Annotated in this window: 14 protein-coding genes; 7 read left to right on the top strand and 7 right to left on the bottom strand. The window is 71.5% G+C overall.

Annotated features, from left to right (window positions below; genetic code table 11):
* Positions 1-46 precede the first annotated feature (46 nt).
* Positions 47-1078 carry a glycosyltransferase family 2 protein gene (locus OG959_RS23930; RefSeq protein ID WP_326661553.1) on the top strand — a complete coding sequence of 344 codons (1032 nt, stop codon included), beginning with the start codon at positions 47-49 and terminating at the stop codon, positions 1076-1078.
* A gap of 84 nt (positions 1079-1162) precedes the next feature.
* Here OG959_RS23930 and OG959_RS23935 read toward each other — a convergent pair whose 3' ends face one another.
* The 4 genes from OG959_RS23935 to OG959_RS23950 form a co-directional block, all read right to left on the bottom strand.
* The gene (locus OG959_RS23935; RefSeq protein WP_326661554.1) at positions 1163-2866 is read right to left on the bottom strand and encodes an LCP family protein; all 1704 of its coding nucleotides are present in this window, start codon (positions 2864-2866) and stop codon (positions 1163-1165) included.
* Between the two features lie 49 nt (positions 2867-2915).
* Positions 2916-4454 carry an LCP family protein gene (locus tag OG959_RS23940; protein ID WP_326661556.1) on the bottom strand — a complete coding sequence of 513 codons (1539 nt, stop codon included), beginning with the start codon at positions 4452-4454 and terminating at the stop codon, positions 2916-2918.
* A gap of 430 nt (positions 4455-4884) precedes the next feature.
* On the bottom strand, positions 4885-6273 hold the full coding sequence (locus OG959_RS23945) for an LCP family protein (RefSeq protein WP_326661558.1): 1389 nt from the start codon (positions 6271-6273) through the stop codon (positions 4885-4887).
* Between the two features lie 210 nt (positions 6274-6483).
* The gene (locus OG959_RS23950; protein ID WP_219574611.1) at positions 6484-7233 is read right to left on the bottom strand and encodes a TIGR03089 family protein; all 750 of its coding nucleotides are present in this window, start codon (positions 7231-7233) and stop codon (positions 6484-6486) included.
* Between the two features lie 138 nt (positions 7234-7371).
* Here OG959_RS23950 and OG959_RS23955 point away from each other — a divergent pair, with 138 nt between their 5' ends.
* The 3 genes from OG959_RS23955 (at position 7372) to OG959_RS23965 (ending at position 11015) form a co-directional block, all read left to right on the top strand.
* Positions 7372-8700: a peptidoglycan recognition protein family protein gene (locus OG959_RS23955; protein WP_326661562.1), complete on the top strand. Its 1329-nt coding sequence runs from the start codon at positions 7372-7374 to the stop codon at positions 8698-8700.
* 150 nt (positions 8701-8850) lie between these two features.
* On the top strand, positions 8851-9942 hold the full coding sequence (locus OG959_RS23960; protein WP_326661564.1) for an NDP-sugar synthase: 1092 nt from the start codon (positions 8851-8853) through the stop codon (positions 9940-9942).
* An 89-nt stretch (positions 9943-10031) separates the two neighbouring features.
* The gene (locus OG959_RS23965) at positions 10032-11015 is read left to right on the top strand and encodes a DNA-3-methyladenine glycosylase family protein (protein WP_326661566.1); all 984 of its coding nucleotides are present in this window, start codon (positions 10032-10034) and stop codon (positions 11013-11015) included.
* A gap of 127 nt (positions 11016-11142) precedes the next feature.
* Here the strand turns inward: OG959_RS23965 and OG959_RS23970 are convergent, their stop codons facing one another.
* The 3 genes from OG959_RS23970 to OG959_RS23980 are packed head-to-tail and all read right to left on the bottom strand — an operon-like array spanning position 11143 to position 13964.
* A complete protein-coding gene (locus OG959_RS23970; protein ID WP_326661568.1) occupies positions 11143-12462 on the bottom strand; it encodes a coenzyme F420-0:L-glutamate ligase in 1320 nt (439 codons plus the stop codon).
* Positions 12459-13415, bottom strand: a complete 957-nt coding sequence (gene cofD, locus OG959_RS23975) for a 2-phospho-L-lactate transferase (protein WP_219573130.1) — start codon at positions 13413-13415, stop codon at positions 12459-12461. Before cofD ends, OG959_RS23970 begins: the two co-directional genes overlap by 4 nt.
* 60 nt (positions 13416-13475) lie before the next feature.
* Positions 13476-13964 (bottom strand): cysteine dioxygenase, encoded by a 489-nt coding sequence (locus tag OG959_RS23980; RefSeq protein ID WP_326661571.1) that lies wholly within the window; start codon positions 13962-13964, stop codon positions 13476-13478.
* Between the two features lie 706 nt (positions 13965-14670).
* Between OG959_RS23980 and OG959_RS23985 the strand changes: the two genes are divergently transcribed.
* The 3 genes from OG959_RS23985 (at position 14671) to OG959_RS23995 (ending at position 20684) form a co-directional block, all read left to right on the top strand.
* Positions 14671-14934 carry a WhiB family transcriptional regulator gene (locus tag OG959_RS23985; RefSeq protein ID WP_018103995.1) on the top strand — a complete coding sequence of 88 codons (264 nt, stop codon included), beginning with the start codon at positions 14671-14673 and terminating at the stop codon, positions 14932-14934.
* A gap of 309 nt (positions 14935-15243) precedes the next feature.
* Positions 15244-19164, top strand: a complete 3921-nt coding sequence (locus tag OG959_RS23990; protein WP_326661578.1) for a glycosyltransferase — start codon at positions 15244-15246, stop codon at positions 19162-19164.
* The gene (locus tag OG959_RS23995) at positions 19161-20684 is read left to right on the top strand and encodes a DUF5719 family protein (protein WP_326661579.1); all 1524 of its coding nucleotides are present in this window, start codon (positions 19161-19163) and stop codon (positions 20682-20684) included. Before OG959_RS23990 ends, OG959_RS23995 begins: the two co-directional genes overlap by 4 nt.
* Positions 20685-20705 lie beyond the last annotated feature (21 nt).

Raw genomic sequence — 20705 nt, forward strand, 5'->3', positions numbered from 1 at the left:
TGGGGTGCGAGACCCCCGGCGCTCCCGAGGACCCCCCGAGGACCACATGTCTGCCGCGCAGCACCCCGCCGTCTCCGTGATCATGCCGGTACTCAACGAGGAGCGGCATCTCCGGAACTCCGTCCGGCACATCCTGGAGCAGGAGTACGCCGGTGAGATGGAGGTGGTGATCGCGCTCGGCCCGTCCACGGACCGCACGGACGAGATCGCCGCCGAGCTGGTCGCGGAGGACGCCCGGGTCCAGACCGTGCCGAACCCCACCGGCCGCACCCCCGCCGCGCTGAACGCCGCGATCAAGGCCTCCCGCCACCCGGTGGTCGTGCGCGTCGACGGCCACGGGATGCTGTCGCCGAACTACATCGCGACGGCCGTACGCCTCCTGGAGGAGACGGGCGCGCAGAACGTCGGCGGCATCATGCACGCCGAGGGCGAGAACGCCTGGGAGGACGCCGTCGCCGCGGCCATGACGTCGAAGATCGGCGTCGGCAACGCGGCCTTTCACACCGGTGGCGAGGCGGGACCGGCCGAGACGGTGTTCCTGGGCGTCTTCCGCCGGGAGGCCCTGGAGCGGGCGGACGGGTACAACATCGAGTTCATCCGTGCCCAGGACTGGGAGCTGAACTTCCGCATCCGCGAGGCCGGCGGCCTGATCTGGTTCTCCCCCGAGCTGCGGGTGCAGTACCGCCCGCGCCCCTCCGTCCGGGCGCTCGCCAAGCAGTACAAGGACTACGGCCGCTGGCGCCACGTCGTCGCCCGCTACCACCCGGGCTCGATCAACCTGCGCTACCTCGCCCCGCCGACCGCAGTCGTCGCGATCGCGGCGGGCCTCGTGGTGGGCGCGGCGGTGACCCCGTGGGCGCTGGTCGTCCCGGCCGGATACGTCGCGGCGATCGTCGCGGGCTCGCTCCCGGCGGGCAAGGGCCTGTCGCTGAAGGCGCGGGCGCAGATCCCGGTGGCGCTGGCGACCATGCACATGTCGTGGGGCTACGGCTTCCTGACGAGCCCGCGCTCGCTGGCGAAGCGCGTCATCGCCAGCCGGCGGCCGGCCCTCACCGAGCCGGGCACGCCGGTGGCCTGAGCGGCCGGCACCACGCAGGCAGACATACGAGAGGGGGCGCCCGGTGAGAACCGGGCGCCCCCTCTCGTATGTGCGGCGCGTCCCCTACATCTGGCGGTACGGCCAGTACACGTCCATGCAGTCGTCCGTCTTGGCGCCGTTGACCGACTCGGTGCCCTCCAGCGGGTCGCTGTCGTCCTCCACGACCTTCGGGAACATGGAGCCGGACCGCCAGTCCGAGCCGACCGTGAGCGTCAGCCCGGCCCCGTCCGGCGTCTCCGACACCGTGCCGGCCGGCATCCCCAGTGCCTTGGCGACGGACAGCGCGTCCGCCTTGCCCTGGGCGCCGGCGCTGTGCGGATAGGTCACCTCGGTCGTCAGCGCCTTTCCGGGCTCGGTCGAGGTGTCCGCCTCGGTGAAGCCCTTGGCCTTCAGCAGGTCCCGGATGTCCCCGGCCCGGCCCTCCGTCGGTGCCAGGCCGTCGGCGGAGGTGCCGTTCACGACGGTCACACCGAGCGAGGCGGGAGCGCCGGCCTTCGGGCCGGCCGCGACCTTCTTCGCCGCCTTGGCACGGTCCTTGGGGTCGAGCGACTGGTCGTCGCGCAGCAGCGCCCAGAGCTTGTCGGAGGCGCCGGGCTTCGGCAGCACGTGGGCATCAGGGTTCTTCGGGTCGGGGATCCGCGGCATCGTCAGCATGTTCATCTTCTCCAGCGGCACGTCCTTGAGCTGCATGCCGAGGTCGAACAGCTTCTTCACCGTGCCGATCTCCTCCGAGACCTGGAGCGACTTGGTCGCGGTCTCGGCGAGGTTCATCAGGCGCCCGGTGTCCGTGAACGCGTTCTGGCTCTTCAGTTCGCGCAGCACGGAGTTCAGGTACATGTGCTGGGCCTTGGACCGGCCGAAGTCGCTCTCGAAGGCATGCCGGGTGCGCAGCCACTTCAGGGCGGTCTCGCCCTGGATCTTGTGCCTGCCCTTCGTCAGCCGCAGATGGGAGCCGCCGGGCACGTTCGGCTTGGGCACGTCGTTGACGTCCTGCTTCACACACACCCAGGCGCCGCCCACGGCGTCGGCCATGTCCACCACACCGGCGAAGTCGACCATCATCCAGTGGTCGATGTAGACGTTGGTGAGCTGCTCCCAGGTGTCCAGCGTGCAGCCGGGGCCGCCGCGGAGCGTCTCGTTGATGATGCCGTTGCTGGCGGGGTACTTCTGGTGGGTGTCGGGGTTCTCGCAGGCCGGGATGTCCACCCGGGTGTCACGCGGGATGCTGACGACCGAGGCGTTCTTCCGGTCGGCCGACACATGCAGCAGCATCTGCACATCGGCGAGCGGGGTCCCGCCGACGCTCTTCTTGGACCCGCCGAGCTTGAGGTTCTCCTTGCTGTTACGGCTGTCGGAGCCGATCAGCAGGATGTTCAGCGGGGTCTGGCCCGCGGCGTTGGGCGCCTTCTTCTTCGCCGCGCTGTTGCCCGCGCTGCGTTCCCCCTTGCGGAGGTTGCTGTTCAGGTGCTCGTACCAGAGATAACCGGCCGCGCCGGTGCCGAGTATGAGGAACGCGAGAGAGAAGGCTATCCAGCGCAGGACGCGGTGCTTCTTCTTCTTGGCGGCACGGCGGGGCCGGCCGCGGCGTCGGCCGTGGCTCGCCGCTCGCCGGCCGCCGCCGTCTCTGCTCTCACCGGTCTCGGGTTTCGCGGCATCCTTGCCGCCGTCCCCGTCACCGTCCTCGTAGAGATCGTCGTCCCAGCCGAGTTGGCCGGCATGACGGACGCGTGGTCGCGTCCCCTCCCCGGGCGTGCTGCTTCGTCCCACCAGGACCCCCCTGCTGTTCAGACTCGCTGTATCGCGCGGTGACCTGGTGTCACTTGGCGCACACTTCCTTGTCGGCACTGGCCTTCGGAATGTCGATCTTCGTCGGCCCGGTGATGGGGGTGCCCGCGCCCTTGAAGTCCGCCCCCAGTGTCAGCACCATCGCCTGCAGTCCCACGGCATCCTTGGCGCCCGGCTTCATCGCCGTCGCAGGAAGGCCCATCATCTCGGCGAGCGCCCGGGCCTGATCTGCCTGGTTCGGCGCGTACTCGAGTGTCGTCTTTGCGGCCTTCGCCGGGGCGTTGGCCTTGTTCGTGGACTTCAGGACGCCCTTGTCGTTCTGCAGCCAGGTGACGGTCTGCTGGGCGCCGCCGGGGATCTCGCCGCCGTTGTAGACGTCGACGCGCACATCGGCCGCCGCCGCCTTCGTCCCCTTGAGCAGCGCGTCCTGCTTGCTCTTGGCGGCCTTCTTCTGTGCGGCCACCTCGGTCAGCGAGGTGTCCTCCTGCATCATCGACAGCAGCTGGGGCGCCTTCACCGGGTCCACGACCACCGTGATCGGTGTGGGCTCCGCCGGGTTGTCGATCACCGGCAGCGTGACGAAGGTGATGTTCTTCGTGTCGATCTTGGTGAGTTCCTTGGCGAGCGTGGTGAGCTTCGGCACCGAGTCGATGGCCGAGTCGACCGTCAGCGCCTTGGTCGCCGCGTCTGCCAGCTTGAACAGCTTCTTCGGGCTCGTCAGCGTGTCGTTCGACTTCATCTTCCGGACCATCGAGCCGAGGAACTGCTGCTGGCCCTTGATCCGGTCGAGGTCGCTCCCGTTGGCGTAGGCGTGCCGGGTCCGTACGAACGCCAGCGCCTCCTCGCCCTGAACGTTGTGCGGGCCCGCCGACAGGTCGAGGTGCGACTTGTCGTCCTTGACCGCGTGGGCCAGGCAGATGTCGACGCCGCCGACCGCCGTGGACAGGGTCTTCACCGCGTTGAAGTCGACCATCATGAAGTGGTCGACGGTCAGGCCGGTGAGCTCCTTGACGGTGTCCATCGTGCAGCCCGGGTCGCGGCCGTCCTGGCCGAGGCTGGTGTTGAACCGGACGTTCTGGGTTCCCGGGATGGTCTTCTCGGAACCGTCCTCCTGCTTCGCCTTGCAGTCCGGAATGTTGGTCATGAGGTCGCGGGGGATGCTCATGGCCGTGGCGTTGGTGCGGTCCTCGGACACGTGGAACAGGATGTTCGTGTCCGCGTGCCCGGCACTGCCCTTGTCGCCGTAGCCCTCGTTGCCCGCGCCGGTCCGTTTGTCGGTACCGATGATCAATATGTTGAGAGGCGCGTTGGCGGTGACGACGTCCTTGTTGCCGCGGTCGCCGATGTCCACGGAGCTCAGGTTGCCGTTGAAGTGCTGGTACAGCCAGTACCCGCCGGCGGTGGTGGCGACGAGCAGGAAGGCCATCACGCCGCCCGTCCAGAGCAGCACCTTCTTGCGGCGGGCCTTGGGGGCCTTGCGCTTGCGCCGGCCCGCGGTGTTCTCGGTGGAAGCGGCAGCCTCCTGGCCACGGGGGCCGGAGGACGAACGTCGGCCACCCTGCCGCGGCACCTCACGGCCGCGGCGTGCACTCTCGCCGCCGCCTTCACGGGGAGCACCTCTGCGCCCGGAACCCCGCGGAGCCGAAACTCCTGACGCCCTGGCTGAATCCCCTCCGGAATTGTTCAGTCGCAGTTCGTAGTCGCCGGTGTCCGGGTTGAGAACCCATTGGTCTGCGGGATCGATTTCTTCCGCCCGCCCACGGCCTTGTGCATCCACGGTCGCTTGAGTCCTCCGTCGGTGCCACGCGAGGCGCCTCCCCCGATAAGGCGCTCAGTCTTTCGCTCCGGAAGTGCGCGGCCGGATGGCCGGAAGCACCGGATCGCGTCACACTATCCGTCCCGTTCGCCGCCGAGCGACGGGCGTGACATATTCCACGGCCCTTACAACCGGGCATTCTTCCCATTGCACGCCGAACGTTGATGTCCGCTTGGTCATTGCTTTACTGCTTACACAGGTCCGTTGCCGCATTGTTCCCCGAGTAGGTGGGTGTGGGGGTCGGACCGGAGGCGTCGGTGTCGTCAGTGTTTTTTCCGTCGTCATCCTTCAGCTGATCTGCGGGCACGACGGCGACGGGCTTGTCGTCGCGCAGTTGCTTGAAGAGCTTGTCCGCATCAGGCTGCACCAGTTCGTCCCGGTTTCGGTTGGCGGAGTACGGCTGCCGCGGGACGGTCAGGAACTGGACCTTGTCCGTCGGTACGTTGCGCATGCCGCGCACCAGGTCGTAGAGGTCCTTGAGGCTGTCCAGGCCCGGGTCCGTCGTCAGCGCCTTGGTGGCCGCGTCCAGCACCGGGTAGAGCCGGGTGGGGTTGAGCAGGACCCCGTTGCTCTGCACCTTGTTCACCAGGGCGCCCAGGAACTGCTGCTGGCGGTCCATCCGTTCGGTGTCGCTGCCGTTGCCGATGGACTTGCGGGCGCGTACGTACCCCAGCGCCTGCTCGCCGTTGAGCTTCTGGCGGCCCGCCGCGAGCTTGAGGTGGGCGGCGCTGTCGTCGATCGGCTCCTTGAGGCAGATCTCGACCCCGTCCACCGCGTTGACCATGTTCTTGAAGCCGCTGAAGTCCACGACCATGTGATGGTCGATGCGGATGCCGGTCATCTTCTCGACCGTGCGGATGGTGCAGGCGGTTCCGCCGGACTCGAAGGCCCAGTTGAACTGCGCGAACTGCGGCTTGCTGACGGTTTTGTCCGACTTGTGGCACTCCGGGATGTTCACCATCAGGTCGCGCGGGATGGACATGGCCGTGGCGCTCTTCCGGTTCGCGGCCAGGTGCAACAGGATCGTGGTGTCCGAGCGCTGGCTGCCGCCGTCGTCACGTCCGTACTTGCGGTTGTCCCCGGCGCGGCTGTCCGAGCCGATGAGCAGGATGTTCTGCGCGTTGTGGACGACGGTGGAGGGACGCTCCTTCTCGTACGCCCTGAGTTCGGCGGCCGCGGAGGTGTCCGTCCGGATGTTGCCGTCCAGCTTCTTGTACAGCCACCATCCGGCGCCCGCGGCGACGAGCACCACGAACGAGGCGCCGAGCGCGGTCCAACGCACCCAGTGACGCTTGCGCTTGACGACGATGTCGACGGGCGGGCCGGATCCGTCGGAGCCCTCCGACGGCGCTCCGTGCGAAGGTCCGCTGCCGGATCCGCTGCGCGTCTCACCGCCCGGACCGTCCTTCGGGCCGCTGCCCGGGGCGTCGTTGCCGCCGGGCAGCGCACCGGGCGACCCGTCCGGCGCCCGCTCCTCGCCCGCATCCGGGTTGTCGGGCTTCCGGTCCCCGCCCGTGGCCGAGTCGTCGGGGTCGGCCGGCGTGCCGGCGCTTTCGGTCACGTCTGCGTCCATCCTTCACATTCGGCAGCGCGGAGGGCCGCCGGTCGCAGAAGTAGACGGCTGAACCTCACGCTTGGTTGTGCCTTGAGTGGTCTGTACCGCAGATCATGTACCGGAGTTGACGCATCGACGGGAGGGCTCGGCCCACGCTGGGCCGGACGGGTGGCCCTCGGACCGCTTGTCATACCGCGGTGTTGACGGAGACCATCCGCCCGTCGGCCGTCACACACTCAGCGTGACCCGCTCGCTCTCGACGCGCTGCGCCAGCCCGTCCTCGCCCAGCTGCCCGAGATGCCGGCACAGGACCACGGAACCCCCGGTGGCGAGCGGCGCGAAGAGCCCCGCGCTGAGACCGTCCCAGGTGTCGTACGTACGCCCCGACAGCAGCCGCGATCCGGCGCCCAGGCCCAGCGCCGCACCGTCCGCGCGGCTCCGCGCGACCAGTTCCGCCCCGGTGAACCCGGCCCCGCCCACGGTCAGCGCCGGAGCATCGGGGTCGACGGGCGCGAACGGGGCGAACCGGTCGCCCTGGCCCGGCACCTCGACGGCGTAGTCCGCGAAGCCCTCCGGAGCCTGCGGGAACCTCCCGCCCAGCGGGCGCAGCGCCAGCGCGATCCGCTCACCGCGGCAGGCCCGCGCGGCGTCCAGGCTGTCCGGCCCGGAGACGACGAGATCGGCGGCGGCGGGATCCCCCTGGACATCGGCGACCACGCCGACCGAGGCGCAGGCGAGCAGCCAGACCGCGGACTGCCAGTGCGCGGGCAGCAGCAGCGCGAGCCGGTCGCCGGGCTCGGCGGCGAGGTCGCCCTGCAACAGGTTCGCCGTCTTGGCCACCCAATTGGCGAAGGTGGCCACCGACAGTTCGACGCGCTCTCCGGTGGCGTCGTCGTAGAAAGTGACCATGGGGCGGGCCGGGTCCGCGGCAAGCGCGGAACGCAGCAGGTCGGCAGGGGTGCGGTCGCTGGCGTTCATTCGCAGAAGGGTACGCGGCGGTGCCGGGAGGGGCCGGGTACGGCGGGTGCCGCGTACACCGGTTCGGCAGACGAGCCGTCAATTGGCCGGAAAAGTCCGGGTCGCCGGAGTGGTGCGCTTGTGCCCAGGATCATTTGTATGCGTGCCTTCCTTGCATCCTCCATTGGTGTCACCTGCGCGGCAGCTCTCGTACTGCCGCTCGCCGCGCCCGCGGGCGCCGCCCCCGACACCCCCGCCCACCCGGCCACCGCGGGATCCGTTCCCGCCGAGGCGTCCGGACCGGCCGAAGTGCCCGGTTCGACGCAGTCCCTGGCCCTGAACCCGCTGGCCTCACCCTCCGTAAGGGCCACCGGCGCACCCGCCGCCGCGGCAGCCGAACAAGGACTGCCCGAGCGTGACGTCCAGCCGTTCTCCCTGGTCGGCGTCGTCTGGGACGACGTGGACACCGAACTCCACGGCACCGCCCAGGTCCGCACCCGGGCCACCGGTACCGACCGCTGGTCCGACTGGCAGGACCTGGAGACGCACAACGCCGAGCACTCCGCCGACGCCGGGACCGCCGAGCGCGACTCGGGCGCCGCCCGCGGCTCCACCGCCCCGCTCTGGGTCGGCGACTCCGACGGCGTCGAGGTCCGGGTACGCCCCGAGACCCCCGGACCCGGCGAGAGCGCCGAGGCCCCCGTACCGCTGCCCGCCGGCCTGCACCTGGAACTCGTCGACCCCGGCAAGGACCCGCAGGAACTCCCCGCCACCGGCGCGGCGGGCGCCGACCGCGCCACCTCGCTCGGAGCCGCCGTGCTCCCCGCCCTGAGCAGGGCCGAGACCGAGGAGGCCGCCGGCCTCGTGCCCGCCGCCAAGCCGTACATCGGCCCCCGGCCGCGCATCGTCACCCGTAAGGGCTGGGGCGCCGACGAGAAGCTCCGCGAGAGCGGCTTCGCGTACACGAAGAGCGTCAAGGCCGCCTTCATCCACCACAGCGCCACCGGCAACAACTACAAGTGCTCCCAGGCGCCCTCCGTCCTGCGCGGCATTTACCGCTACCACGTCAAGAGCAGCGGCTGGCGCGACATCGGCTACAACTTCGCCGTCGACAAGTGCGGAAACATCTACGAGGGCCGCGCCGGAGGCGTGACGAAGGCCGTCATGGGCGCGCACACGCTCGGCTTCAACACCAACACCATGGGCATCGCCGTGCTCGGGACCTTCACCAAGTCGAACCCGCCGGCCGCCGCCGTCAACGCCGTCTCCAAGCTCACCGCCTGGAAGCTCGGCCTGTTCGGAGCCAACCCGAAGGGCAAGGTCACCCTGACCTCGGGCGGCAGCAACAAGTACAAGAAGGGCAAGAAGGTCAAACTCAACGTCATCTCCGGCCATCGGGACGGATTCGCAACCGAATGCCCTGGAGCGCGTCTCTACAAGAAGCTCGGCACGGCCCGGACCAGTTCGGCCAAGCTGCAGGGCCGCTGACGCGCAAGGAGCCGTGAACCGGCGCCGGACGCGCCGGAGACCTGCTGCGGGCTGCTGACCGAAGGACCCCCCTTTGGTCTGCATACACTGGCCAGCCGAAAGAAGCGGTTGTTCGCCGGCCCGGCCCCAGCAGGAAGCAGAGACAGTGCTGTGACAGAGGCAAAAGAAGCGATCCTCCTGGTCGGCGGCAAGGGAACCCGGCTGCGCCCGCTCACGGTGCACACTCCGAAACCCATGGTTCCGGCAGCGGGCGTCCCCTTCCTCACGCACCAGCTGGCGCGTGCCCGGGCCGCCGGGGTCGAGCACATCGTCCTCGCGACGTCGTACCTGGCGGAGGTCTTCGAGCCGTACTTCGGTGACGGTTCGTCCCTCGGCCTGCACATCGAGTACGTCACCGAACGTGAACCGCTCGGCACCGGCGGCGCCATCCGCAACGTCGCCCGGCGGCTCACCTCGGGCCCGGACGAACCGGTCCTCATCTTCAACGGCGACATCCTCACCGGCCTCGACATCCGCGCCCTGGTCACCACGCACACCGACTCCGGAGCGGACGTCTCCCTCCACCTGACCCGGGTCGACGACCCGCGCGCCTTCGGCCTCGTGCCGACGGACGACACCGGCCGGGTCACCGCGTTCCTGGAGAAGCCGCAGACACCCGAGGAGATCGTCACCGACCAGATCAACGCGGGGGCGTACATCTTCCGCAGGTCGGTCATCGACACCATCCCGGCAGGCCGCCCGGTCTCCGTGGAACGCGAGACCTTCCCCGGACTCCTCGCCGACGGCGCCCACCTCCAGGGCATGGTCGACTCCACGTACTGGCTGGATCTCGGCACTCCGCAGGCGTTCATACGCGGCTCCGCCGACCTGGTCCTCGGCCGCGCACCCTCCCCGGCCGTCCCCGGCCGGTGCGGCGACCGCCTCGTCCTGCCGACCGCCTCCGTCGCCCCCGACGCGAAACTCTCCGGCGGTACGGTCATCGGCGCCGACGCCGTCATCGGCGCGGGCGCCAGGATCGACGGCTCCACCGTGCTCGCGGGCGCCGTCGTCGAACCGGGCGCCGTGATCACGGACTCCATGGTCGGAGCGGGGGCCAGAATCGGCAGCCGTACCGTGCTGGCGGGCGCGGTCGTCGGCGACGGGGCCAAGGTCGGCGCCGACAACGAACTGCGCGACGGCGTCCGCATCTGGTGCGGGGCACACCTCCCCGCCGCCTCGGTGAGGTTCTCCTCGGACGAATGACCGGACCGGCCACTGCCTCGTGGACTCCCCGAGTGGCCGGAATCCGCCGTACCCTCGACAGGCACCCCCGACTACCGAGGACCTCATCCGTGGCAGGACGATTCGCTCCCCGCAGCGCCCCGCGCGCGGCCGTCCCGCACCAGGCGGCGGCGACGCCCGTCCCGGCGCCACTGACGCGCGACTGGACCCCGGCGGGCCCGCTCGACCTGCGGCTCGTCCTCGGCCCGCTGCGCCGGGGCCCCGCCGACCCCACGTTCCGGATGTCCGCGGACGGCTCCGTCCGCCGGGCCAGCCGCACCCCCGCGGGCCCCGGCACGCTCCACGTCGTGGCCCGCGACGGCCGGATCCAGGCCGCGGCCTGGGGCCCGGGCGCGTCCTGGCTGCTGGAACAGCTCCCCACCCTGCTCGGCGAGGCGGACGACCCGACGGCCTTCACCCCGCGTCACCGCCTGCTCGCCCTGACCCACCACCGCCGCCCGGGCCTGCGACTGCTGCGCACCGGCTTGGTGCTGGAGTCCCTGATCCCGTCGGTGCTGGAGCAGAAGGTCACCACGGACGAGGCGTACCGCGCCTGGCGGCTGCTGGTCCGTACGTACGGAGAACCGGCGCCGGGCCCGCAGGAGTACGGCCTCTACGTCATGCCGGACGCCCGCACCTGGTCGCTGATCCCGTCCTGGGAGTGGCACCGCGCGGGCGTGGACAGCAAGCGCTCGGCGACGATCCTGCGCGCGGTGCGGGTGGCCCGCCGCATGGAGGAGGCGTCCGCCATGGACCTGCCCGAGGCCATGACCCGCCTCCAGGCGATCCCCGGCATCGGCCCCTGGACGGCCGCCGAGACCCTGCAGCGGTCTAACGGCGCGGCGGACGCGGTGACGGTCGGCGACCTCCACCTGCCCGGCATCGTCGGCCACGCACTGGCCGGCAACCGGAACGCCGACGACGAGGAGATGCTGGCCCTCCTCGCCCCGTACGAGGGCCAACGCCACCGGGCCACCCGTCTGATCATGCTCTCGGACAACACCCCGCCCCGCCGGGCCCCACGCATGCAGCCGCGCAACATCGCCCGGCTGTGACACGGTTCCGGGGCCTCTCCAGCCTGGCTCTTTTCGCGGACCGGGGCGGCCAGCTCAAGCCCGTCCGGCGATTGAGGACCGGGGTCCGGGGCAGCGCCCCGAAACCACCCCCGCCCCGGCCACCGCCTCACCGCACCGCGACGAACCCCTCCGCGTCGCGCCCCGCGCGAACCGAAGGCGCCACCGCGGCCCGTCCCACGGCCACCGCCCCCAACGGATCCCACGACGCGGGCAACGACAGCACCTCCCGCACGACCTCCCGGCAGAACATCGTCGAGGACACCCACGCCGAGCCCAGCCGCTCGCCCGCCAGGGCCACCAGGAAGTTCTGGATGCCGGCACCCGCGGCGACCACGAACATCTCGCGCTCCGCCCCGTCCCGCCGCGCGTCCCCGTACGTGTGGGAGCCGTCCATCACCATGCACGGCACCACCAGATACGGCGCCCTGCGCAGCACATCGCCCCGCTTCACCCGCCGCGCGATCGACTCCTCGCTCTTGCCGTCCCGCCGCAGGTCCGCGATCCACGCGTCCCGCATCGCGTCCAGCAGCCGGGTCCGGGACTCCGGCGACTCCAGCAGCACGAACCGCCACGGGGTCGTGTGGTGCGGCGCGGGCGCCGTCACGGCCGCGGCCACCGCACGCCGCACCGCCCCCGGGTCCACCGGTTCGTCGGTGAACTCGCGGACCGTACGCCGCTGGGTCACCGCCTCCCGCACCGCCTCGGACGTCCCCAGCCGGAACATGTCGTCGGCCGCGACCCGCACCATCGCGCGGGCCCCCTCGGCATCGGCCGGATCCATGACATGGCCGAGCCCCCGCACGACCGCGACGGGCAGCCCGTCCGCCTTGCCCTTGACCAGGTCACCGGCCGAGGCCAGCTCGTCCGCGGTGGCGACGACGGTCGCGCTCAGCGGATTGCCGTACGCGTCGCTGCCACCCCGCAGATCGTCGAGCACCCGCACTCCGGCCGCCCCGATCGCGACATCGGTCAGCCCGTTGCGCCACGGTCGCCCGAAGGTGTCCGTGACGACGACGCCGACGTCGACACCGAGCGTGTCCCGCAGCCCCTGCCTGATCGTCCGCGCCGAGGCGTCCGGGTCCTCGGGCAGCAGCAGGACCGTGCCGGCGGGGGTGTTCGACGCGTCGACCCCGGCGGCGGCCATCACCAGACCCTGCCGGTTCTCCACGATGCGCAGCGTGCCGCGCCGCGCCACCACCCGTACCGTCTCGGCGTCGATCGCCGCCTCCCGGTCGGTGGCCTCGACGATCCGGCCCTCGGCCTTGGAGACGATCTTCGAGGTGACGAGCAGCACGTCACCGTCGGCAAGACCCGGCTCGGTGGCGGCGATCAGCTTCGCGAGGTCGTCCCCGGCCCGCACCTCGGGCATCCCGGGCAGTGCCCACACGCGGTACGAGGGCGCGGCGTCCGGCTCGGCCGCGCTCATGCCCGTACCTCTTCGGCGAGCGCCAGCGCCTGCCGTGCCATCTCGGCGGTCGTGGCGACATCGGTCATCATCAGCGGGACGGAGCGGCAGCGGATGCCCGCCGCCTCCACCTCGTCCACCGCACCCGCGTCCACGGTGTCGACGAGCCAGCCGTCGAGCAGCCCGGAACCGTAGTGCTGGGCGACCGCCGCTGCCGTCGACTCGACGCCCACCGCGGCCAGGACCTTGTCCGCCATCCCGCGCACCGGTGCGTCACCGACGATGGGGGAGAGACCGACGACCGGCACCCCGGCCTCGGCGATGGCCTCCCGGATCCCGGGCACGGCGAGGATGGTCCCGACGGACACCACAGGGTTTGACGGCGGGAAGAGGATGACGTCGGCCCCGGAGATCGCCTCCAGGACGCCCGGTGCCGGCTTGGCCTGCTCGGCGCCGACGGGCACGATCGCCTGCGCGGGGACGGAGGCGCGCAGCTTCACCCAGTACTCCTGGAAGTGAATGGCCCTGCTCTCGCCGTCGACGTCGACCGCCACATGCGTCTCGATCCGGTCGTCGGACATCGGCAGCAGCCGGACCCCCGGCTTCCAGCGCGCACACAGCGCCTCGGTGACGGCGCTCAGCGGATAGCCCGCGCCGAGCATCTGCGTACGGACGATGTGGGTGGCGAAGTCACGGTCGCCGAGCCCGAACCACTCGGGGCCGACACCGTACGCCGCGAGTTCCTCCTTGACGTGGAAGGTCTCGTCGGTACGGCCCCAGCCCTGCTCCTCGTTGATGCCACCGCCGAGGGTGTACATCACGGTGTCGAGGTCGGGGCAGACCTTGAGGCCGAACAGATGGATGTCGTCACCGGTGTTGCCGATCACCGTGATGTCCGCGTCGGGCGCGGCCTCCTTGAGGCCACGCAGGAAACGAGCACCACCGATACCGCCGGCCAGAACCACAATGCGCATGCAAACAGTCTGTCAGGCGAGACGTGCTGGGTGCAGGCGGCCCTTCGGAGGCCGGGCGGCTCAGAGGGCCACGGCCGCCGCGCACTGGGTGGCGTGCATCGGCATGTCGGTCAGGCCCGGGTAGTAGACGTGCAGGCTGACGGCCGGTTCGAGGGAGTCGTTGGCCACCTCGTGGGCGTAGCCCGGGGCGAAGACACGCTGGGCGCCGGCGTCCAGCGTCCGCAGGCCCCGGTCCGTACGCTCGGTCAGTTCGCCTTCCAGCACGGTGAGTACGCCGGAGGACGGCCCGTGGTCGTGCAGGCCGCTGCCCTGGCCGGGGACCCAGCTGAGCAGCCAGATCTCGTAGCCGGGTCCGGTGCGGAGCCGGTGGTACCAGCGGGTGGTGGCGTCGTACCGGACGAGGTGGGCCCACTGGGAGCGGTCGGCGGCGATGGTGCGGGCGAGCCCGACGAATTCCGCGACGGTGGAGGGGTGCTCGCGAGCGGGGCGCAGGAGGTGCTGGACCTCAAGGAGGTCGCCTGCGATCTGGAGGTCGCTGTCGCTGTTCATGGGTGCGGTGGTTCCTCGGCAGGGGTGCAAGTGGTGCTGTGCGGATGCAGGGGTGTCGCAGGACCTGGGGGACCGGGTGACCGCAGAGGCGGGAAGCCGCGTGGGGGAGGGTCCGGGGGTCCGGGAAGAGCCGTGTCGAGCTGGAGCGCGGGGGCTTCAACAGCTGAGACAGCTGGAACAGCAACAGCGGGCCTGGACAGCGCTGCGGAACCCACGGATGCGGGTGGTGCGCATGGCTGAGGTCGCTGGCATGACATCAAGGAGAACCGGAGAATCGCCGACTGTCAACCCAATGACCGATTTGGGGCTAATGTTTCACCTCATCCGGTTACTCCATGCGGAGAAAGGTTTATGCACCCCCCGCGCCGGAGACATGGCGCAACAACCGCCGCGGCAAACGCGGTCGAGCCCCTGTGACCCGACTGTGATCTTGATCGCTTCGGTGATCGAATCGCAACGTGTGCGCCCTTCCGGGAGTTCTTCCCTGTGGCGGGCGAGGGTGTGGCGAAACCCCTGGCATATGTCAGGTTTTTGGTGATTTGCACACTTTACGCATACGCTTGGTTCCGCAGAGTGAATACCGGGCCCAATAGCAGATCTGAGCTTGACTGGCCCGAAGCTACACACTTGTAATTTCACTCGTGTCGTTCGGCCGATTCGATAACGGCCGCATCACGGGGACGCAAGAGACAGACGAGGGGCGCACATGACCGAGCTGTTCCAGCAACTGCTGGTCGAGGACGCGGACGAGGAACTCGGCTGGCAGGAGCGCGCACTGTGCGCCCAGACCGATCCCGAGTCCTTCTTCCCCGAGAAGGGTGGATCCACCCGCGAGGCCAAGAAGGTCTGCCTCGCCTGTGAAGTCCGGTCCGAATGCCTGGAGTACGCGCTTTCCAAGGACGAGCGGTTCGGCATCTGGGGCGGCCTTTCCGAGCGGGAGCGACGGCGCCTCAAGAAGGCCGCGGTCTGACCCGGCCCCCTCCGCGAACGCCCCGGCCCGTAAGGCCGCCCGCGAGAAACCGGACCCCGGGGACGGGCTCTCCCCGGACCCACGACGCCCATGGCCCGCCGCCTGCACCCTGCCCGCAGGCGGCGGGCCATTGCCGTACCCCCGGCCCCTCCGCCGCTCTCGTTCAGCCGCTCCGCGCCACCCCGGTTATCCGTACCGTTAGTGTGGGGCCCCGTCCGAGACGCGCCAACGACCCGACAGGGCGCGCGTGTACACCGATGCAGCCCCCGGGGGACGTCCCCCGGACCCGGCCGGAGGGCCCGTACCTCGATGTCCGTGCACAGCCAAGCAACGGCGCCGTACGCGGCCGCCGCCGCCCCAGAGTTCCCCCGGCACGTCGTCACCGCCGTGCTCGTCTCCCACGACGGCGCACGCTGGCTGCCCGACGTGCTCGCCGGGCTGCTCGGGCAGGAACGCCCCGTACAGAACGTCGTCGCCGCCGACACCGGCAGCGCCGACGACTCCGCGCGCCTGGTCACCGAGGCGCTCGGCGCCGACCGCGTCCTGCACCTCGCGCGGCGTACGGGCTTCGGCACGGCCGTCGACGAGGCGAGCCGCACCGCCGGCGTCCTGACTCCGGACGACCTGCCGTACCTGAAGCGCCCGAGCGGCTGGGACCCCGTCACCAGGTCCTGGCGCGACGACGCCTACGACCTGCCGGACCTGCCGCACGGCGAACCGGTGCAGTGGCTCTGGCTGCTCCACGACGACTGCGCCCCCGAACCCGACGCCCTCGCCGAGATGCTGCGCGTCGTCGACGACGACCGGCACGCCGCGATCGTCGGCCCCAAACTCCGCGGCTGGTACGACCGCCGGCAACTCCTCGAAGTCGGCGTCTCGATCGCCAACAGCGGCCGCCGCTGGACCGGCCTCGACCGGCGCGAGCAGGACCAGGGCCAGCACGACCAGGTCCGTACCGTCCTGTCCGTCTCCACCGCGGGCATGCTGATCCGCCGGGACGTCTGGGAGGAGCTCGGCGGCTTCGACCGCAGACTGCCCCTGATGCGCGACGACGTCGACCTGTGCTGGCGCGCCCACATGGCAGGACACCGGGTGCTGGTCGCCCCCGACGCCGTCCTGCGGCACGCCGAGGCATCCGCCCGCGAACGCCGCCCCATCGACTGCGCCGGCCGCTCGGTCTCCAGCCCGCACCGCGTCGACAAGGCCGGCGCCGTCTACACCATGCTCGTCAACGCCCCCGGCAAACGGCTGCCCTGGGTGCTGCTCAGACTCGTGCTCGGCACGCTGCTGCGTACGCTCGCCTATCTCGTCGGCAAGGTGCCCGGCCAGGCGCTCGACGAGGTCACCGGCCTCCTCGGCACCCTGCTGCGCCCCGGCCGGATCCTCGCCGCCCGGCGCCACCGCGGCAAGGGGGCCGTCGACCCGGCCGAACTGCGCGGGCTCTTCCCCGCACCCGGCGCCACCGTCCGCGCGACCGTCGAACAGGTCGCCGGGAACTTCGGCGGCGGCGCGGAGACCGAGTCCGGCGGCTCGCGGCACGGCGCCGTCGAGTCCGGCCCGGGCGGCGACGACGCCGACTTCCTGGAGATCGACCAGTTCGCCAGGCTGAAGCGCGTCGGGCGCAAGCCGGGCCCGGTGCTCTTCGCCCTCCTGCTCCTCGTCTCCCTCGTCGCCTGCCGCAGCCTCCTGGGCGGCGGAGCCCTGGCCGGCGGCGTCCTGCTGCCCGCACCCGGCGACGTCTCCGACCTGTGGGGCCGCTACGCGGACGGGTGGCACACCGTAGGCACCGGCGGTACCCAGACCGCACCGCCCTACCTGGCCGTCATCTCGGCCCTGTCCGCGCTGTTCCTCGGCTCCACCGGCTTCGCGCTCACCCTGCTGCTGGTCTGCTCGGTCCCGCTCGCCGGACTCACCGCGTACTTCGTCTCCCGCCCGCTGCTTCCCTCCCGGCTGCTGCGGGCCTGGGCCAGCGTCGCGTACGCCTTCCTGCCCGCCGCGACCGGCGCCCTGGCGACCGGCCGCCTGGGCACCGCAGTCCTCGCCGTCCTGCTCCCGCTGATCGCCCGCGCTGCCGTCTCCGCGCACGGCATGCGGAGCGGCGGCGGTGACAGCCGCGGCAGCTGGCGCGCCACCTGGGCGTACACCCTGCTGCTCACCCTCGCGATGGCGTTCACCCCCATCGTCTGGCCGCTGGCCGTGGTCCTCGGCATCGGTGTGCTGGCACTGCGCCGCAACGACATCGCGGCCTACGGCCTCCGCTTCCTCGCGGCGGTCGGCACCCCGCTGCTGGTTCTCGCGCCCTGGTCGCTCTCGCTCCTGACGAGCCCCTCGTCCTTCCTGAAGGAAGCGGGACTGGAGACCGGTTCGGGCTCGGCCTCCGCGCTGGACCTCCTCGGGATCAGTCCCGGCGGCCCCAAGGCGGCCGGTGGTGTCCTGCTCCTCGGCATCGTGCTCGCGGCCCTGGCCGCGCTGCTGCGCGGGGAGCGGCAGTTCGCCGCCCGGACCGCCTGGGCCGTCGCCCTGGTGGCCCTGGCCTTCGCCGGGCTCGCCAACGGCTCCGGCTGGGCCGGACCCGCCACCCTCGTCTACGGCGCCGCGCTCATCGCGGCCGCGCTGGTCGGCGCGGACGGCGCCCGCATCCGCGTCGCCGAGCTCAACTTCGGCTGGCGCCAGCCGGTCGCCGTCCTGATCGCGCTGGCCGCCGGGGTGGCCCCCGTACTGGCCGCCGCCGGCTGGATGATCGGCGGCGCCGCGGGGCCCCTGGAGCGCCGCGACCCGGTGCAGGTGCCCGCGTTCGTCGCCGAGGAGAGCATCACCCGGGACCAGCCGCGCACCCTGGTCCTCGGCGGCACCTCGCCCAGCTCCGTCGCGTACACCCTGGTCCGCGGCTCCGGCGCGCGGCTTGGCGATGCCGAACTGGCCGCGGCAGGCGAGGGCAACAGCCACCTCGACAAGGTCGTCGCCAACCTGGTCGCGGGCTCCGGCGCCGACCAGGGCAGCCAGCTCCGCGGCTTCGCGATCCGTTACGTCCTCGTCCGGGACGGGGCGCCGAAGCAGATGAGCCGGGTCCTCGACGCGACCCCCGGCCTCAGGCGCCTCAGCCAGCTGGACGGCAGCGCGCTCTGGCAGGTGGACCGCCAGGTCGCCCGGATCATGATCGTTCCGGCGGCAGCCGCCGACGAGCAGCTCCCGGTGGGCTCCGAGCCCGTCGAGGCGCACACCGAGATCGAGCCGGGCGGTGCGGGCCGCGTGCTGCGGATCGCCGACGCCGCCGACCCCGGCTGGCAGGCCACGCTCGACGGGCGGCCGCTGACCCGCAAGACCGTCGACGGCTGGGCGCAGGGCTTCGAACTCCCCACCGAGGGCGGCAGGCTCGACCTCACGTACGAGACGCCCTTCACGCACTCCGTGTGGATCTGGATCCAGGCCGCGCTCACCGTGGTCCTGCTGGTCCTGGCCCTGCCGGGCCGCCGCCGGGAGATCGACGACGACCTGCCCGAGGAGGACGCAACGGTCCCCGCCGAGCCGGTCGCCGGTGAGGGGCGCCGGGCCCGCAGGCTGCGAGCGGCCGCGCTGGCGGAGGGCGAGGGCGACGACGGCGAGAGCTTCGACGCCGGCGAGCCCGCGGCCGAGGGGGAGCGGGCGGAACACTTCCCCGCCCAGCAAACCGGACTGCCCACCGGGCAGGAGCCGCTCGACACCGACGCCGAGGCCGGCCAGGACGTCTTCGTCCCCCAGCAGGCCGAAGGCGACACCGGCCAGTACGCGGCCGTGCCGCAGCAGCAGTACGGGGACTGGGACGCCCAGCAGTACCAGGGCACCGGCTACCCGCAGTACCAGGAAGGCCAGTACCAGGAAGGCCAGTACCAGGAGGGCCAGTACCAGGAGGGCCAGTACGGGGCCGTGCCGCAGCAGCAGCCCGACGGCGCCGCAGGCTATGACGCGTACGGCTATCCGCAGCAGCAGGGCGAGTACCCCCCGTACGCCCAGGGGCAGTACGGCGGCCTCCCGCAGGACAACAGCGGTCAGTACGACCCCGACGGCCAGTACGGCAACGCCCCGTACGACGCCGGCCAGTACGGCACGGGCCAGTACGGCACCCAGGGCGCCTACGGCGAACAGCAGGGCGCGTACGACCCGCAGAACCCCGACGAGAACCCCGACGGGAACCCGGCCCCGGGCCAGAACCCGTGGCCGACCCGTAACGCATCGCGAGGCGAGTCCGAGTGAAGTCCACCAGCCTGTCCCTCATCGCCGGGGCCGTCGCCCTCGCGGCCGTCACCGGATTCGCCGCGGTCACCGCGCCGGACGGTGGAGGTACGACGACGGCGAAGGCGGCCACCCGGCTGCCCGTCGAACGCTCCAGCCTGCTCTGCCCGGCCCCCGGCCTGTCCGACCTCGCGGAGACGGAGTACACCTCCTTCACCCCGGCGGCGAAGAGCGGTGCCGCCGCGGGACCGGCCGGTACGGCCGAACTCCTGTCCACGGCCGTCAAGGGCGTGGCCAAGGACACCGCGAAGGACAAGGACAAGAAGACCGGGAAAGCGGACCCGGACAAGCCGGTCGTCCTCCTCAAGGAGCCCGGCAAGCCGGCCACCGCCGAGGTGTCCGGCGCGGACGCCCCGGCCCTCGTCGGCACCGCCACGGGCCGGCTGGCCCCCGGCTGGACCGCCCAGCAGACCACCACCGTCGAGGCGGGTGACTCCCGTGGACTGCTCGGGGTCGGCTGCACCGTGCCCGACACCGACTTCTGGTTCCCGGCCGCGAGTACGGCGAAGTCCCGCGAGGACTACGTCCACCTCACCAACCCGGACGACACCGCCGCCGTCGCCGACATCGAGCTGTACGGTCCGGAAGGCCCGCTCAAGTCCGAGGTGGGCGAAGACATCACGGTGCCCGCCCGGTCCGGTATCCGCGTCCTCATCTCGACGCTGACCAACAAGGCCGAGGACGATGTGACCGTCCATGTCACCACCCGGAACGGACGCGTCGGGGCGGTCGTCAGGACCGCGGACGACAAGAGCGGCAGCGACTGGCTCGCCGCCTCCACCGAGCCGGCGGGCACCCTCGTCCTGCCCGGCATCCCGGCGGACGCGACCTCGGTGCGGCTGGTGGCCTTCGCCCCCGGAGAGGACGACGCCGACCTCACGGTGAAACTGCTCGGCAAGACGGGCGCGATCTCACCGGCCGGTCACGAGGAACTCCACGTCAAGTCGCAGATGACCGCCGGCGTCGACCTGAAGGCCCTGACCCGGGGCGAGCCGGGCTCCCTGCTCCTGACCCCCCAGGAGGGCAAGGCAACCCCGGTGGTGGCCGCCCTGCGGGTGGTCCGTGGCAAGGGCGACAAGCAGGAGGTCGGCTACATCCCGGCGACGGGTCCGGTGGGCGCGCAGGCGACCGCCGCCGACAACCGGGCGAAGGGATCCGTCCTCTCGCTCACCGCCCCCGGCGCCGCCGGCACCGTGAAGGTCACGGCGTCCGCGGGCAGCAAGGGCGGCACCCCGGTCAGCAAGACGTACAAGGTCGCCGCCGGTACGACCCTCGCGGTCATCCCGCCCGTACCTGCGGGGCTCAAGGGCACGTACGCGCTGACCGTCGAGACGCAGTCGGGCGGCCCGGTCCACGCCGCCCGCACGCTGACGGTCCCGATGGACGGCATCCCGATGTTCACGGTGCAGACGCTGCCCGACGACCGCGGGACGGTCGAGGTGCCGGCCGCCGAGCAGGACCTGTCGGTCCTGGACGACTGAGGGGCATCGACGAACGAAGCG

The organism is Streptomyces sp. NBC_00385, from assembly GCF_035917155.1.
In the GTDB taxonomy this organism is placed as follows: Bacteria; Actinomycetota; Actinomycetes; order Streptomycetales; family Streptomycetaceae; genus Streptomyces; species Streptomyces poriferorum.

Bases quoted from the DNA above. Each gene is read 5' to 3' on its own strand.
- OG959_RS23930 (WP_326661553.1), top strand. From the start codon at position 47: ATGTCTGCCGCGCAGCACCCCGCCGTCTCCGTGATCATGCCGGTACTC.
- OG959_RS23990 (WP_326661578.1), top strand. From the start codon at position 15,244: ATGTCCGTGCACAGCCAAGCAACGGCGCCGTACGCGGCCGCCGCCGCC.
- OG959_RS23985 (WP_018103995.1), top strand. From the start codon at position 14,671: ATGACCGAGCTGTTCCAGCAACTGCTGGTCGAGGACGCGGACGAGGAA.
- OG959_RS23945 (WP_326661558.1), bottom strand. From the start codon at position 6,273: ATGGACGCAGACGTGACCGAAAGCGCCGGCACGCCGGCCGACCCCGAC.
- OG959_RS23950 (WP_219574611.1), bottom strand. From the start codon at position 7,233: ATGAACGCCAGCGACCGCACCCCTGCCGACCTGCTGCGTTCCGCGCTT.
- OG959_RS23980 (WP_326661571.1), bottom strand. From the start codon at position 13,964: ATGAACAGCGACAGCGACCTCCAGATCGCAGGCGACCTCCTTGAGGTC.
- OG959_RS23955 (WP_326661562.1), top strand. From the start codon at position 7,372: ATGCGTGCCTTCCTTGCATCCTCCATTGGTGTCACCTGCGCGGCAGCT.
- cofD (WP_219573130.1), bottom strand. From the start codon at position 13,415: ATGCGCATTGTGGTTCTGGCCGGCGGTATCGGTGGTGCTCGTTTCCTG.
- OG959_RS23970 (WP_326661568.1), bottom strand. From the start codon at position 12,462: ATGAGCGCGGCCGAGCCGGACGCCGCGCCCTCGTACCGCGTGTGGGCA.